General features: G+C 38.8%; 14 protein-coding genes. 11 read left to right on the top strand and 3 right to left on the bottom strand.

Features of this window, described 5'->3' with window-relative positions; genetic code table 11:
• Positions 1-10: 10 nt before the first annotated feature.
• From I5435_RS13330 to I5435_RS13315, 4 genes are all read left to right on the top strand, one after another.
• Positions 11-883, top strand: coding sequence for an ABC transporter ATP-binding protein (locus I5435_RS13330; protein WP_024361035.1), 873 nt, complete (start codon positions 11-13; stop codon positions 881-883).
• Positions 877-1,701, top strand: a complete 825-nt coding sequence (locus I5435_RS13325; protein ID WP_229386964.1) for an ABC transporter ATP-binding protein — start codon at positions 877-879, stop codon at positions 1,699-1,701. The genes I5435_RS13330 and I5435_RS13325 overlap by 7 nt, the downstream gene beginning before the upstream one ends.
• Positions 1,698-2,879, top strand: a complete 1,182-nt coding sequence (cntE, locus tag I5435_RS13320) for a staphylopine family metallophore export MFS transporter CntE (RefSeq protein ID WP_337982418.1) — start codon at positions 1,698-1,700, stop codon at positions 2,877-2,879. The genes I5435_RS13325 and cntE overlap by 4 nt, the downstream gene beginning before the upstream one ends.
• Positions 2,880-3,050: 171 nt before the next feature.
• Positions 3,051-3,683: a 50S ribosomal protein L25/general stress protein Ctc gene (locus tag I5435_RS13315; RefSeq protein ID WP_024361032.1), complete on the top strand. Its 633-nt coding sequence runs from the start codon at positions 3,051-3,053 to the stop codon at positions 3,681-3,683.
• A gap of 64 nt (positions 3,684-3,747) precedes the next feature.
• Here the strand turns inward: I5435_RS13315 and I5435_RS13310 are convergent, their stop codons facing one another.
• Positions 3,748-4,374, bottom strand: coding sequence for a YczE/YyaS/YitT family protein (locus I5435_RS13310; protein WP_024361031.1), 627 nt, complete (start codon positions 4,372-4,374; stop codon positions 3,748-3,750).
• A gap of 159 nt (positions 4,375-4,533) precedes the next feature.
• On the opposite strand from I5435_RS13310, the gene I5435_RS13305 reads away from it, so the two are divergent.
• Both I5435_RS13305 and ade read left to right on the top strand, forming a co-directional pair.
• Positions 4,534-4,956, top strand: a complete 423-nt coding sequence (locus I5435_RS13305; RefSeq protein WP_024361030.1) for a pyridoxamine 5'-phosphate oxidase family protein — start codon at positions 4,534-4,536, stop codon at positions 4,954-4,956.
• Between the two features lie 247 nt (positions 4,957-5,203).
• Complete coding sequence (ade, locus tag I5435_RS13300; RefSeq protein WP_337982417.1) at positions 5,204-6,949, top strand: adenine deaminase; 1,746 nt, start codon at positions 5,204-5,206, stop codon at positions 6,947-6,949.
• A 44-nt stretch (positions 6,950-6,993) separates the two neighbouring features.
• On the opposite strand, the gene I5435_RS13295 is transcribed toward ade, so the two are convergent.
• Complete coding sequence (locus tag I5435_RS13295; protein WP_025219839.1) at positions 6,994-7,551, bottom strand: flavodoxin family protein; 558 nt, start codon at positions 7,549-7,551, stop codon at positions 6,994-6,996.
• Between the two features lie 86 nt (positions 7,552-7,637).
• A complete protein-coding gene (locus tag I5435_RS13290; RefSeq protein ID WP_025219838.1) occupies positions 7,638-8,663 on the bottom strand; it encodes an S-layer homology domain-containing protein in 1,026 nt (341 codons plus the stop codon).
• 379 nt (positions 8,664-9,042) lie between these two features.
• Here I5435_RS13290 and I5435_RS13285 point away from each other — a divergent pair, with 379 nt between their 5' ends.
• The 5 genes from I5435_RS13285 to I5435_RS13265 all read left to right on the top strand — a co-directional run bounded on the left by I5435_RS13285 (position 9,043) and on the right by I5435_RS13265 (position 13,286).
• Entirely contained in the window at positions 9,043-9,207 is a 165-nt protein-coding gene (locus tag I5435_RS13285) for a hypothetical protein (RefSeq protein ID WP_162832707.1), read from the top strand.
• Between the two features lie 674 nt (positions 9,208-9,881).
• Positions 9,882-10,796, top strand: coding sequence for a metal ABC transporter solute-binding protein, Zn/Mn family (locus I5435_RS13280; protein ID WP_024361026.1), 915 nt, complete (start codon positions 9,882-9,884; stop codon positions 10,794-10,796).
• An 8-nt stretch (positions 10,797-10,804) separates the two neighbouring features.
• Entirely contained in the window at positions 10,805-11,554 is a 750-nt protein-coding gene (locus I5435_RS13275) for a metal ABC transporter ATP-binding protein (protein ID WP_024361025.1), read from the top strand.
• Positions 11,548-12,420 carry a metal ABC transporter permease gene (locus I5435_RS13270; protein WP_024361024.1) on the top strand — a complete coding sequence of 291 codons (873 nt, stop codon included), beginning with the start codon at positions 11,548-11,550 and terminating at the stop codon, positions 12,418-12,420. The genes I5435_RS13275 and I5435_RS13270 overlap by 7 nt, the downstream gene beginning before the upstream one ends.
• Positions 12,417-13,286, top strand: coding sequence for a metal ABC transporter permease (locus tag I5435_RS13265; RefSeq protein ID WP_025219836.1), 870 nt, complete (start codon positions 12,417-12,419; stop codon positions 13,284-13,286). The genes I5435_RS13270 and I5435_RS13265 overlap by 4 nt, the downstream gene beginning before the upstream one ends.
• The last annotated feature ends 2 nt before the right edge of the window (positions 13,287-13,288 follow it).

Genomic DNA, 13,288 nt, shown 5'->3' with positions numbered 1-13,288 from the left:
AGGTCGTGACATGTTAGAAATACAACAACTTTCTATTTGGATACAAACCGAGAATGGGGAAAAACAAGTCGTACGAGATGCTAGTATGATGATTCCTGCTGGTCAAACAGTCGGTATAGTTGGAGAGAGTGGCAGTGGTAAAACGATGTTGTGTCATGCAGTTATGCAACTATTTCGGGATTCTAGACGCTATAATGGTGATATTTTATTTGAAGGACGTTCATTATTAGCCATGGACGAGCAAGAAATGCGACAGCTTCGAGGTAATGATATTGCGCTTATTATGCAAAATCCGATGGCTATGTTTAACCCTTTGGTTACAGTTGGCGATCATTTCGTTGAAACGATGCAAGCACATACCCCTGTGAAAAAACAACAGGCACTAAAATTAGCCGCACAACAACTAGCGCGCTTTCAACTACCGGATCCATCAATTTTAAAAAAATATCCACATGAATTAAGTGGTGGGATGCTCCAACGCATTATGATTGCTCTTGCAGCGAGTCTTAGCCCGAAGCTGTTATTAGCCGATGAACCAACGACAGCTCTTGATACGTTGACACAACTTGAGATTTTAGAGGAATTAGCATTATATCAACAGCAAACAAATACAAGTATGCTGATTGTCTCACATGATTTAGGCGTAATTGCCAAAATGGCGGATATCATTGTGGTTATGCGCCGAGGGCAAATTATGGAATATGGTCCTGCTAACTGTATTTTAGTGGAGCCTGTTCATTCCTATACACAAGCACTATTAGCAGCGAAGGATAATAAATACTCGCTTGAACAATTAGTGGATGCATGGACGGGGGAAGTAAGCGGTGAATTATATGAATATAGGCAAGGTCACTGGGTAAGACAGGAGGAAACCTCATGTTAATGATACAACATGTTTCAAAATGCTATCAGCAAAAAGGCTGGTTTCGTATAAAAGAAAGAATACAGGCTGTGAAAGATGTGACATTAACACTTCGACAGGGTGTATGCTTAGCAATTGTCGGTGAAAGTGGTAGCGGGAAAACAACACTTGGCAAGCTTGTATTAGGGATAGAACAACCAGATTGTGGCGCGATTCTATTTGATAACTTGAATGTGTGTACGACAGTGAAAGCGTCAAAGAAACTGTTACAAAAAAATATACAAGTGGTTTTTCAAGATTGCCAAAGTGCGGTCAATCCGAAAATGAAAATAAAGGACATTATTGCGGAACCAATGGAACTTCACCTATCACTATCGAAGGCAGAACGAGTAAAGAAAATCGAACAGTTACTTGTACAAGTTGGATTAGCCCCAAGAGATGCCGATAAATATCCGCATCAATTAAGTGGGGGGCAATTACAGCGTGTGACGATAGCAAGAGCCATTGCAACCGAGCCTAAACTAATAGTCCTCGATGAATCTATCAATAGCCTAGATTTACTTGTGCAGATAAGTATATTAAAACTACTGAAACAGTTACAGCGGGAAAAAGGGTTTAGTTACTTCTTTATTACCCATGACTTACATGCAGTACAGTTATTTGCTGATGAAGTAGCTGTGATGGATAAAGGGGAAATTGTCGAGTTTGTAAGCGATGTAACACAAATTGACAACATGACACATCCAGTAAGTAGACGACTATTAGCAGCAAGATTACCGATTCCTTGTAAGCATCCTTCTCAACCGCAAGGATTTGATCGAGAGGAGCATGTTTCATGAGGTATCGTCCATTATCGGGCCGCATGCTCCAAATGTATGGACTCGCTATGTTTTTCTTTACGGCAAATGCCGTATTAACCGTTATTTTTCCTGTTCAGGCAGCAGCGGGAGGCTTTAAAGAAAGTCAAATCGGTGTGATGATGGCGATGTATATGCTTGTCTGTATGTTTTTACGTCCATTTGCTGGGCAGATGGTAGCACAACATAGTCCATATACTATTATGAAATGGCTATTACTAGCCCACGCGGTAGCATTACTTATTTATGTCGTATTTGGCATTGATAGTCTCTATATTGTGCGGATACTACAAGGCGTCATCACAGCCTTTTTCTCGATGGCCATGCAACTTGGCATAGCAGATGTGTTACAAGATGAAGATCGTGGGCAGGGGATGTCGATGTATTCCTTATCCACCGTAATGCCTGCAATTTACGGGCCGGCAGTAGCATTGTTACTTTGGAGCCAGTTTGAACTGCATTATTTACTGGCATTTATTGTCTTTTTAGCAATCGCACCATTATTTTGCTTTATTAATTCGCCTTTACCGAAAATAAAAGCAGCAAAACAACGGATTTCACTTAACGACATGCTTTATGCTTTAAAGCGTACAAAACAGCATAAAGGGCTAATGCTCTCAGCTATTGTCATGGCAATAGGCGCTGCCGTATTTGGAGCTATTTCTACTTTTGTACCACTTTATATGCTAACGGAAGGTATTGCCAATCCAGCGCTATATTTATTTTTACAGGCAATTGTCGTTGTCGGTAGCCGTTTTTTATGCCGCCAATATATCCCTTCTGATGGTAAATGGCATCCAATGTTTATCTCGATAGTGTTAATCAGTTCAATGCTCGGTACGACATTACTTGCCATGTTACCCATGCTTGGGTCATTCGTTTATATGTCCGCTATTTTTAATGGATTAGCATCGGCAATGCTCTATCCAACGGTTACTACATATATGTCCTTTGCTATACCAAAGGAAGCGCGTTACACATTGCTAGGGCTCTATTTAGCTACATATGATTTAGGTTTTGGGGCAGGTAGCTTTTTCATGGGCTTCGTTGTGCAATTCACTTCATATGCCATGATGTTTATGATGTGCACAATAATAGCAGGAATAGCGCTAATACTTGTTCTTCTTAAACGTCAAATGACGGGAAAGTACGAGCATTGAATCGCGACAAAGAGCTAATGAGTGCTTTTAGCAAGTTGAAGGAAAAAATAGCTTATTAATGACAAAATTTTAGAAGTAGAAAAGAATAGTTAATCGTATGAAAGGTATAAAAATCAACATAACGGGCAAAACCTTTTATGAGACTAGTTTTCACGAAAGGGGAAAATGCTAATGAGTACCATTTTAAATGCTACAACCCGTCATAAAGGACAACGTTCAACACTAACTAAACTAAGACAAAGTGGTGCCATTCCTGGCATTGTTTACGGCTATCAAATGGAGCCGACGTCGATTTCACTTGACGCAAGAATGTTTGCGAAAGTGTTAAGTGAAATCGGTAGTAAAAGTGTCTTTCAATTAGATGTGGAAGGCAAGAAAATAAATGCCGTGTTAAATGAAGTTCAACGCTGTGCATTAAAAGGTCATGTGAAGCATGTTGACTTTAAATCAATCAATATGTCAGAGGAGCTAGAAGTCGATATTCCTGTTTCCGTTGTAGGGGAAGCGATAGGTGTAAAAGATGGTGGTTTCCTGTTACAACCAAATCGTGATATACGCATTAAAGTACAGCCATCGGAAATACCAGAAACGATAGAAATCGATGTAACCAATGTTGCTATTGGGACTTCGCTGTATGTGGGGGATATTCGTCAAAACTTCCATTTTGAAATTCTCAATGAAGATGACTATACATTAGTGACCATTACACCACCACCAGCAGAAAATGAGCAAGAGGAAACAGTAGATGGTACGCCTGAGGTAATAGAAGCAACGGGACAAAATACAGCTGAGCCGAGGGAATAAAAAGTGTAGTATCCTTGTAACTAAAAAGGAGCCATAAAAGGCTCCTTTTTTCATTTGTATGATTTTAAATAATCGCGCTCTTCACACCAGTCCATTTTGTAAATAATTTCTCGTTATAGGCTAATGCTACTTGTACAATAGGGCCTAGACCAAAAGCCATTAGGACTGTTCCTACACCAATAGGGCCTCCGAGGAAAAAGCCGATGATCGCTACTGTTACTTCCATCAAAGTACGAGCACGTGTGACACTCCAGCCAAGCTTATGAACCATCAAAAGCATTAATGTATCTCGTGGGCCAATTCCTAAATTGGCTACCATATACATACCACAGCCCCAGCCAAGTAATAGCAATCCAGTGAGGTAAGCAAATAGTTGCATCCAAAAACCCTCAATATCAGGAAGCCAGAAGTTGAAGATATCAATAAAAATACCAGCTAAAAACATATCTACAAATGTACCTGGCAAAGGAAACTTCTTCGTCACTAACATATCAAAAGCTAAAATGGCTAAGCCAATGAGGATGGACCAAGTGCCAATCGTTAGACCAAACGTTTTGGCTAGACCTATATGTAAGACATCCCATGAACCAACGCCAAACAATTGCCCTTTAATCGTTAACGTGACGCCAAATGATAATACGATAATGCCAACGATGAAAAACAGACATCGTGTAAAAAAAGCTTGTTTCATTTTGAATACCCTCATTCTAAAAAATTCATGTTGTCTAACAAAACATTATAGCAATAGTTTTGAAAAAACCTCGAAAATAGTCATTTCATATTTTTCAAAAAATGCGGGTTTAGCTTATGGATGGAGGGGTAAAATAACAATATGAAAGGATGGGATGAAATGACTTCGGTACGTGATGAAATTTTAGAAGTATTAAATCGAGAAAAAATAGGAACGATGGCAACCGTTGAAAATGGCAAGCCGTATTCACGTTATATGACATTCCAAAATGAAGACTTCGTGTTGTATACCGTAACAAATAAGCATTCGGAGAAAATCGAGGAGCTATCGAAAAATCCGTATACACATATTTTATATGGCTACGACAATGGGGGATTTGGTGATACCTTTGTTGAGATAGAAGGGAAGTTAACGGAAATTCAAGAGGAAGGTTTGAAAAATAAATTAGCAGAATTTTTCACAGGAATTTTCATTGGCAATAAAGATGAAATGGTAACACTTAAAATTGAACCCATTCGTATGCGATTGATGAACAAAAAAGGTGAGCCACCAAAAGAGTTAGAATTTACAAACGACCATTGATAGATGGTCGTTTTTTATACCGCAAAGTACCTACCATAGTGCACACCTATAGGAGTCATCGCCTCCGTTCCACTCAAGAACTTACCGCTAACGGCTTCAAGCGTAAGAACTAGTTTATAATGGTGAGGAAATTATCCTATTGAAGGCATTGTGACAAGGAAATAGAAGGTGAAACAATCTTCATGACTTGAATCTCCTTCAGTATTCATGCATGATAGGTCATAAATAAAAAGGGAGTGTGCTCAATATGGTAGAAAAACTACAGCAACTAACAAATAACATAATCGCATCACAGGGGAAACTAGAGGCGGATTTTATTTTGCGCAATGCCCTTGTTGCCGATGTTTTTACATTAACTTGGAAAAAGGCCGATGTTGTTGTGAAAAATGGGCAAATTATCGCCCTCGATACCCAAAATCATTTTACTGCTAATAATGAGGAAGATGCTGCGGGTCATTATGTAATTCCTGGGTTAATTGATGGGCATATACATATTGAATCTTCTATGCTTACACCAGCTGAATTTAGTCGTGTCCTTGTTCCTCATGGTGTTACGACAGTTATCACAGATCCACATGAGATTGCTAATGTCGCAGGTGCAGAAGGTATTCAGTTTATGCTAGATGATGCTAAAAAAGCTGAAATGGATATTTTCGTTATGTTACCGTCAAGTGTGCCTGGCACTCATTTTGAACATGCAGGTGCAACTTTGACAGCAAAAGATTTAGCACCCTTTATGACCAATGACCATGTTCGTGGTCTGGCAGAGGTGATGGATTTTCCTGCTGTGTTAAACGGCGAAGCCAGTATGCTTGAAAAAATCTTGTTAGCCCAACAAGCAAATCTAGTTGTAGATGGCCATTGTGCAGGCTTAACAAGCGCGCAAATTACAGGCTACCGTGTGGCAGGTATTCATACCGACCATGAATGTGTGACAGCAGAAGAGGCGTTAAACCGTATAGAGCAAGGAATGTACGTATTAATTCGTGAAGGCTCCGCAGCAAAAAATTTACGTGACTTATTACCAGCAGTAAATACAGTAAATGCCCGTCGATTCGGTTTTTGCACCGATGACAAGTATGTCGATGAATTAATGGATGAAGGTAGCATTAACTTTGACGTAAAAATGGCCATTGCAGAAGGGATGGAACCTTTGCAAGCCATTCAATTAGCGACCATTAATGTAGCAGAGTGCTATCGATTATACGATCGGGGTGTTTTAGCACCGGGCTATAAAGCAGACTTTATAGTAGTAGAAGATATAAAGGAAATGCGTGCAAAAGCGGTCTGGAAAGATGGAATTAAAGTCGCTGAAAATGGTGAAATGTTAACAGCTCGTGCGCAACCAAAAGTGCCGGCACATATCCATCAATCTGTCCATTTGCCAGCCATGAAAACTGATATGCTTGCCATTCCGTTTACAAAAGGCACGACAGCCAATGTTATGGAAATTGTTCCTAACCAACTGATTACAAATCATTTGGTCGTAGAGGTACCTGTCACAGATGGTGTGTTTGTACCATCTGTAGAGCAGGATTTACTAAAGCTTGCTGTCATTGAGCGCCATCATCAATTGCATACGACAGGGCTAGGTATCGTGAAAGGTTTCGGTTTGCAAAAGGGAGCAGTTGCAACAACAGTAGCCCACGACTCACACAATGCGTTAGTTATTGGAACGAATGATGCAGATATGGTAATGGCCCTCAAGCGTATTCAAGAAATTCAAGGTGGCTTTGTTATTGTGGCTGACGGTCAAATTCTAGCAGAAATGCCGCTAACAATCGGTGGATTAATGACGGATGTAACGGCAGCTGAAGCTAAAAGCCAATTAGCAAGTCTACACAATGCACTTCATGAACTTAATCCTCATTTAGATTTCCATTTTCTTTTAACGTTTTCGTTTGTGGCACTACCTGTTATTCCAGCCTTAAAGTTAACGGATACAGGGTTATTTGATGTGACAACGTTCCAACATATTTCAGTAGAGGCATAGCTATAAAAAACGACCTGAAAGCATCATGCATTCAGGTCGTTTGTTTATTTGGAGGTGGTGCGGGCTTGAAGCTGTTTATTTAGCAATGTTGCTTGTGTCAGAGCTAACGCATCATGCGCTATGTCACCAGGTTTATTGGCTTTTCCGATAATGTATGATGAAAAAGGCATATTTAAAAAGTTAAAAATATAGTGGAATTGTTGAATCATCGGTAAGCCTTTTATTCGTGGATCATCGCCACCAACAGCAAGCACAATCGCTTCTGTTGTCTGTAGCTGTTCTTTCAACTGTGGAAAACGCTCATCACGAATGGCATGACTCAGACGGTCAATCACATTTTTCATGATTCCAGACATGCTATACCAATAAATCGGCGTGGCAAAAAGAACGATATCACTTGTCAGTAATGCTTGAATAATATGGTCGTAATCATCCTCTACATACTGAAAGCCTTGTGCATCATGGCGTAAATCATGAATAGGTACAATATTCAAGTCCTTTAAATATAACTTTTCATGGGAGATCCCTTCTAATACATAGTTGGCAAGTTCCTCACTATTGCTGTGTTGTCTGGAGCTACCATACAAAGCGGTAATGTGCATGTTATTCCTCCTCAAATCAAATTAAGCATAGTGTATGCTACTTCTACCTACCGTATTTTCATTGGACGTTAATATTCCGCCTTTGTTTATTGCTTTTTTAATGTGCCTGAAAAGTTCGTTCCTTCATCATGTGCAAAACGGCAATCTACTTCAATAATTTTAAGTGCATTTTTAAGTTGTTCAAATTCAAGCACACAGCGGTTTCCATCGTCTGATTTGTTCATGATAGCCTTTGTGCTAGACGTGATGGTAGCTGTACCTTCTACGCTACCAGACTGTTGTCCATCGCTTGCAGTCAAAGAAATGTTGAAGCTCTTGCTTGTAGCATTTGAAATAATAGCATCACGGCGATTAAAATCAGTCGCTCCTTTGCCCCATTTATAATAATACGTATACGTCCCTTCCCATGCACTGTTAGATGGTGCTACTTGTTGCATGGATTTATCGAGTTGCTTTTGCCCATTAATCGCTCGTGCATTTAATGAAACGTTACTTTGGTTTTCGTGAATGTTTTGTGCATCATCAGAAATCGTATAAAAATTCCTTGAATCCATGCGGTGAAGCAATGTCACAACTTGCGCGCGTGTCATATGGTTTGCAACGCCAAAAAACTTTTGTAAATCCCGATTTTCATACTTGGGGTTTTGTCCAGTGGAAATATAGGAATCGAGTAAAAATTGAATGGATTCATTAAGACCGCGTTTGCCCTCTGCAAGGTGGGTGATTGCTTGTGCAACGACACCGCGTTTTATTGCTGTTGCTCGAATATTGTTATGAAAATACCCGTTGAGTGGTACACCGTAACTAGCTAGGCGATTATAATACTCATCTGCCCAGTTCCCAGCAGTAGTCTGCTTTTTTAACTCATCATATGGGGACTCTAGTTCGTAATAATTAGCAAGTAACTTTGCAAATTGTTGCTCCGTAATGGTTGCATTCGGCTTGAAGGTACCGTCTGCATAGCCATCGATAATGTCATATTCTTCTGCCCACAAAACCGCCTCGTAAGCAAAATGGTCTTCCGTTACATCTGAAAAACCGGCTGCCTCCACTTTGTAGTTCCCAGCAACGATAAGTAATGAAAGCAATAATATACACACTAATTGTTTCATTATCATACTTCCTTTCTAGCTGTAATTATATTTAGTTTGCAGGATATAGATGGAAACTGCAAATGTTTCTATCAAATAATCCAAGATCATGTCAATTTTACTAGTGAATATGATGGGCTACATTGTACGAACGATATAACGGAAGATATCAGCGATTTTCAACTATAGCTTTTACACCGTTACAACTGTATAGCCATCTCTAATTTTTATAAAACGATACACAAAAAGTAAAGGTGATTTATGATGGGCGCATAAAAAATGTGTGCAAGAAAAAATTTTTTAAAAAGAAATTTTTATAAAACAGTTGAAATTTCTTTTCATTAAGCATATATTTTTCCTAAGGGAAACAAAATATCGCAAACGAAAGAAGAGTGACTGTATGAAAGAGTTAGATGATTTGAAACTAACAATTCTTCCGCTAGGCATACTAGTGTTTTTGACGATGTTATGGAAAATGACCCAATCAGTTGGTGTAGCGATTTCAATCATTATATTTTGGATGGGCTGGAAACAGCTTATGAAAAAATTCATGATAAATAATTAATACGCCATACAAAGCGGCGTGATTAGAAAAAAGATGAAATACACATCTGTCCAAACGGAAAATGGAGAAATGTTTACGCAAGTTGCTGCGAAAGCGTCTCTCGAAAATTATAAAAAGTATAAGGAGGGAAACCGTTTCGTCAAAACAAGCAACATTATAAAACAACTCATAGTAATACGTTTACTTCCATGTAATTAAACGAATAACCGCATCATCATCTTCAGCAGAAAACGACTAAGAGTGGGAAAATTAAGCCACCAATTAAAGTTGCAGTTGAACAAGAGGCTGATAAAAAATAGACATCTTTCGCAAGGCATTGGGCAACAGAAGCTGTGTGAAATTCAAAAGACAATAGCAATTAAATGCACACAATATTTTTTGATAGAAACAGTTAAGTGTTATCCTTCTTTAGAAATTTGCAGTGACAAGCTCATAAAAAAGCATCCACAATGGAAAGAATCTATCAATGTGATGGGGTAAGCTTGGACTCATACTGGCTTCCCAATAAGCTTTACCGTTAGTCGATTAATCGCACATTATACGGTTAAAATGTAGGATTCGTTGCACCACAATGCTAATAAAGATAGTAGCTTCGGCAAAATCTCAGGCTCGATGGTGTAAGAAGTAAACGAAACGCTATAGCGTTTTATAAGGTTTTGACGACGGTAATGGTAATGAAACGTTTTTTAGGTGTAATGGTTTTAATGATGTTACTTTTCGGTTGTAGCGCAGAAAATAGCGCAACGGAAAAAAAAGAAGGAGTCGTTGTTGCAACAACGGGGCATATTGCCGATGTGATTAAAGAAATTGGCGGTGACCATTTAACTGTTTCGGCATTGATGGGGCCTGGTGTAGATCCACATTTATATAAAGCAACACAGAGCGATTTATCGAAGTTAGAAAACGCCGAAGTTATTTTTTATAACGGTCTACAATTAGAAGGACAAATGCTCGATATCTTTGATCAAATGTCCAAAGATAAAACTGTGCTAGCTGTTGGGGATAAGTTGGATAAAGCAAATCTACTCGATAGTGAAGATGAAGGGCTTCTACATGATCCGCATATTTGGTTTAACATTGACTTATGGAAACAAGTTGTGGATGCTGTAACGAAAACGCTTGTAGCAGAATATCCAACGTTTAAAGATGACTTTAAAGCAAATGAAAAAACGTATTTGGAAAAATTAGATGAACTACAAGCGTATGCTAAAAAGCGCATTAGTGAAGTGCCAGATAAGCAACGAATATTAGTAACGGCACATGATGCGTTCAACTATTTCGGAGAGAGCCAAGGATTTGAAGTTCGCGGCTTACAGGGGCTAAGTACAGAAGCTGAATATGGTGTGAAAGACGTTCAAGAAATGGTGGACTTTTTAGTAGATAACAAAATTAAAGCAATTTTTGTAGAATCAAGTGTTTCCGATAAAGCGATGAAAGCTGTTATTGAAGGGGCAAAACAAAAAGGGCATGAAGTTGCCATTGGTGGTGAATTATTCTCAGATGCAATGGGCGCTGAAGGAACAGAAGAAGGCACATACGTTGGGATGTATCAACATAACATCGACACTATTGTCGATGCATTAAAGTAGGTGAAAAAATGAATGCATTAACTGTAGAAAATTTATCGGTTGCTTATGATAAGAAAACCGTTTTAGAAAATGCCAACGTCACAGTGCCTAGCGGTCGGCTTACAGCAATTATTGGGCCAAATGGAGCGGGAAAATCGACGTTCTTAAAAGCGATATTAAATCAATTACCAAACAAGGTAGGAAAAGTAGAGATACTAGGAAAGCTATTCGATCCAAAAAGTTTAGTCGTGGGATACGTCCCACAGCGCAATGCCGTTGATTGGGATTTCCCAACGAATGCACTAGATATTGTGCTAATGGGAAGATACGGACATACTGGATTGTTTAAAAGACCATCTAAACAAGATAAGCTTTTAGCAAAGCAAGCTTTGGAAAGTGTAGGCATGCAAGATTTTGCACAGCGTTCCATTGGTCAATTATCAGGAGGTCAACAACAACGTGTATTTTTAGCACGGGCTTTAGCACAAAATGCTACTATCTATTTCTTAGATGAGCCATTTGCTGGTGTTGATGCCGCTACTGAAAAAACAATTATTGATATTTTAAAAAGCTTAAAGGCACAAGGAAAAAGTATATTTGTCGTTCATCATGATTTACAAACAGTAAAAGAATATTTTGATTACACAATTTTATTAAATAAAACGATATTAGCATCCGGTGCAACGGAAGAAGTTTTTACACCAGAACAATTACAAAAAACATACGGTGGCAAACTATTCATGATGCAAGACATGTTAGGAGCGAACAGCCTATGTTAACGGGAAACTTGCTTTGGGTATTAATGGGTACGATGTTGCTTGGGATTGCTGCTGGAATAACAGGTACTTTTTCCTTTCTTCAAAAACAAAGTTTAGTAGGTGATGCTGCAGCACATGCAGCATTACCTGGTATTGCCTTAGCATTTTTATTAACAGGGCAAAAAGATTTACCTATATTAATGCTTGGGGCAGGTATAACATCAGCTTTGTCTGTCTACTGTATCCAATGGATTGTTTCATTTTCGAAAATGAAAGCAGATGCTGCTATTGGTTTAGTGCTAACGGTATTTTTCGGGGTAGGTGTTGTATTTTTAACGGTTGTCAATCATAGCCCGCTAGGAAATCAGAGTGGCCTTAACAATTTTATTTTTGGTAAAGCGGCAACGATGACAAAAGCGGATTTAACATGGCTGTTTTTAAGTGCAACAATTATTATAATAGTTAGTTTGTTATTTTATAAGGAATGGAAACTATTAATCTTTGATCCCATGTATGCAAAGGGGATAGGCTTACCGATTGAAGCGTTAAAGGCAACGTTAACCGTTTTGATTGTAATGACAATTGTAACGGGCATTCAATCAGTCGGTGTTATTTTAATGTCAGCGTTGTTAATCATTCCTGCTGTTAGTGCCAAATTATGGACAAGGAAGCTAAGTTCAATGCTTGTAGTTAGTGCAGTAATAGGTGGTGTGTCAGGGATTGTTGGAACCTTTATTAGTTCTACGCGTACAGGCTTATCAACAGGACCTTTAATTGTGTTAGTAGCTGCTGCCATTTTCTTTTTATCTTATTTATTTAGTCCAGCAGGGCAAATGTATAAGTACTTTAGAAAAAAACAGTTTCGAAAGCAAGGTGAAGTAGGATGATTGAATTATGGGTCATAATCACGGGTCTTTTGGTTGGTATTACATGTGGGATGGCTGGCGTTTTTTTAATATTACGTAAAATGTCGATGATCGCAGATGCTATTAGCCATACGGTGCTGTTTGGCATTGTGATGGCATTTATCATTACGCAAACATTAAACGGATTTTGGATGCTATTAGGTGCAGCGGTTGCTGGCATTTTAACGGCATACTTAGTGCAGTTATTACATTCTTCAGGTATACAGCAAGATGCTGCAATCGGTGTTGTCTTTACGACATTATTTGCTGCAGGTGTTCTGCTAATTACATTGTTTGCTAGCCATGTGCATTTAGATGTTGAGCATATCTTAATGGGCGAAATCGCATTTGTTCCTTGGGATAAATGGACGTTCTTTGCCATAACAATGCCAAAAGCTGTCTGGATATTATTGCTTGTATTATTCATTAATATAGGGTTCCTATTATTATTCTTTAAGGAAATGAAGCTTGCAACCTTTGATAGCGTTTATGCAGCGTCCATTGGTGTGCCAATACTTTTCTTACATTATGGTTTTATGACATCCGTTTCCTTTACAACTGTTGCAGCATTTGATAGTGTTGGAGCAATTTTAGTAGTGGCGATGTTAATTGGGCCTGCTGCCACAGCCAATTTAATTAGTAAATCAATTAAACAAATGTTCCTATTCAGTATGTTATATGGAGGGGCAGCGGCGATTATTGGTTATTATTTGGCTAAATTTTGGGACACGTCCATTGCAGGTATGATGGCTACGGCAGTCGGTCTATTATTTATCATGACGTTATGCGCTCAAAAATTTATGGACTATAAACGAAAAGCACTTGTTAGTAAATTAGAAGGGGCTTAAAG

This window comes from Lysinibacillus sp. C5.1 (assembly GCF_016350185.1).
Lineage (GTDB): Bacteria > Bacillota > Bacilli > Bacillales_A > Planococcaceae > Lysinibacillus > Lysinibacillus sphaericus.
Note: the sequence above shows the minus strand (reverse complement) of the source record. Positions and strands in the feature narration are given on the sequence as shown.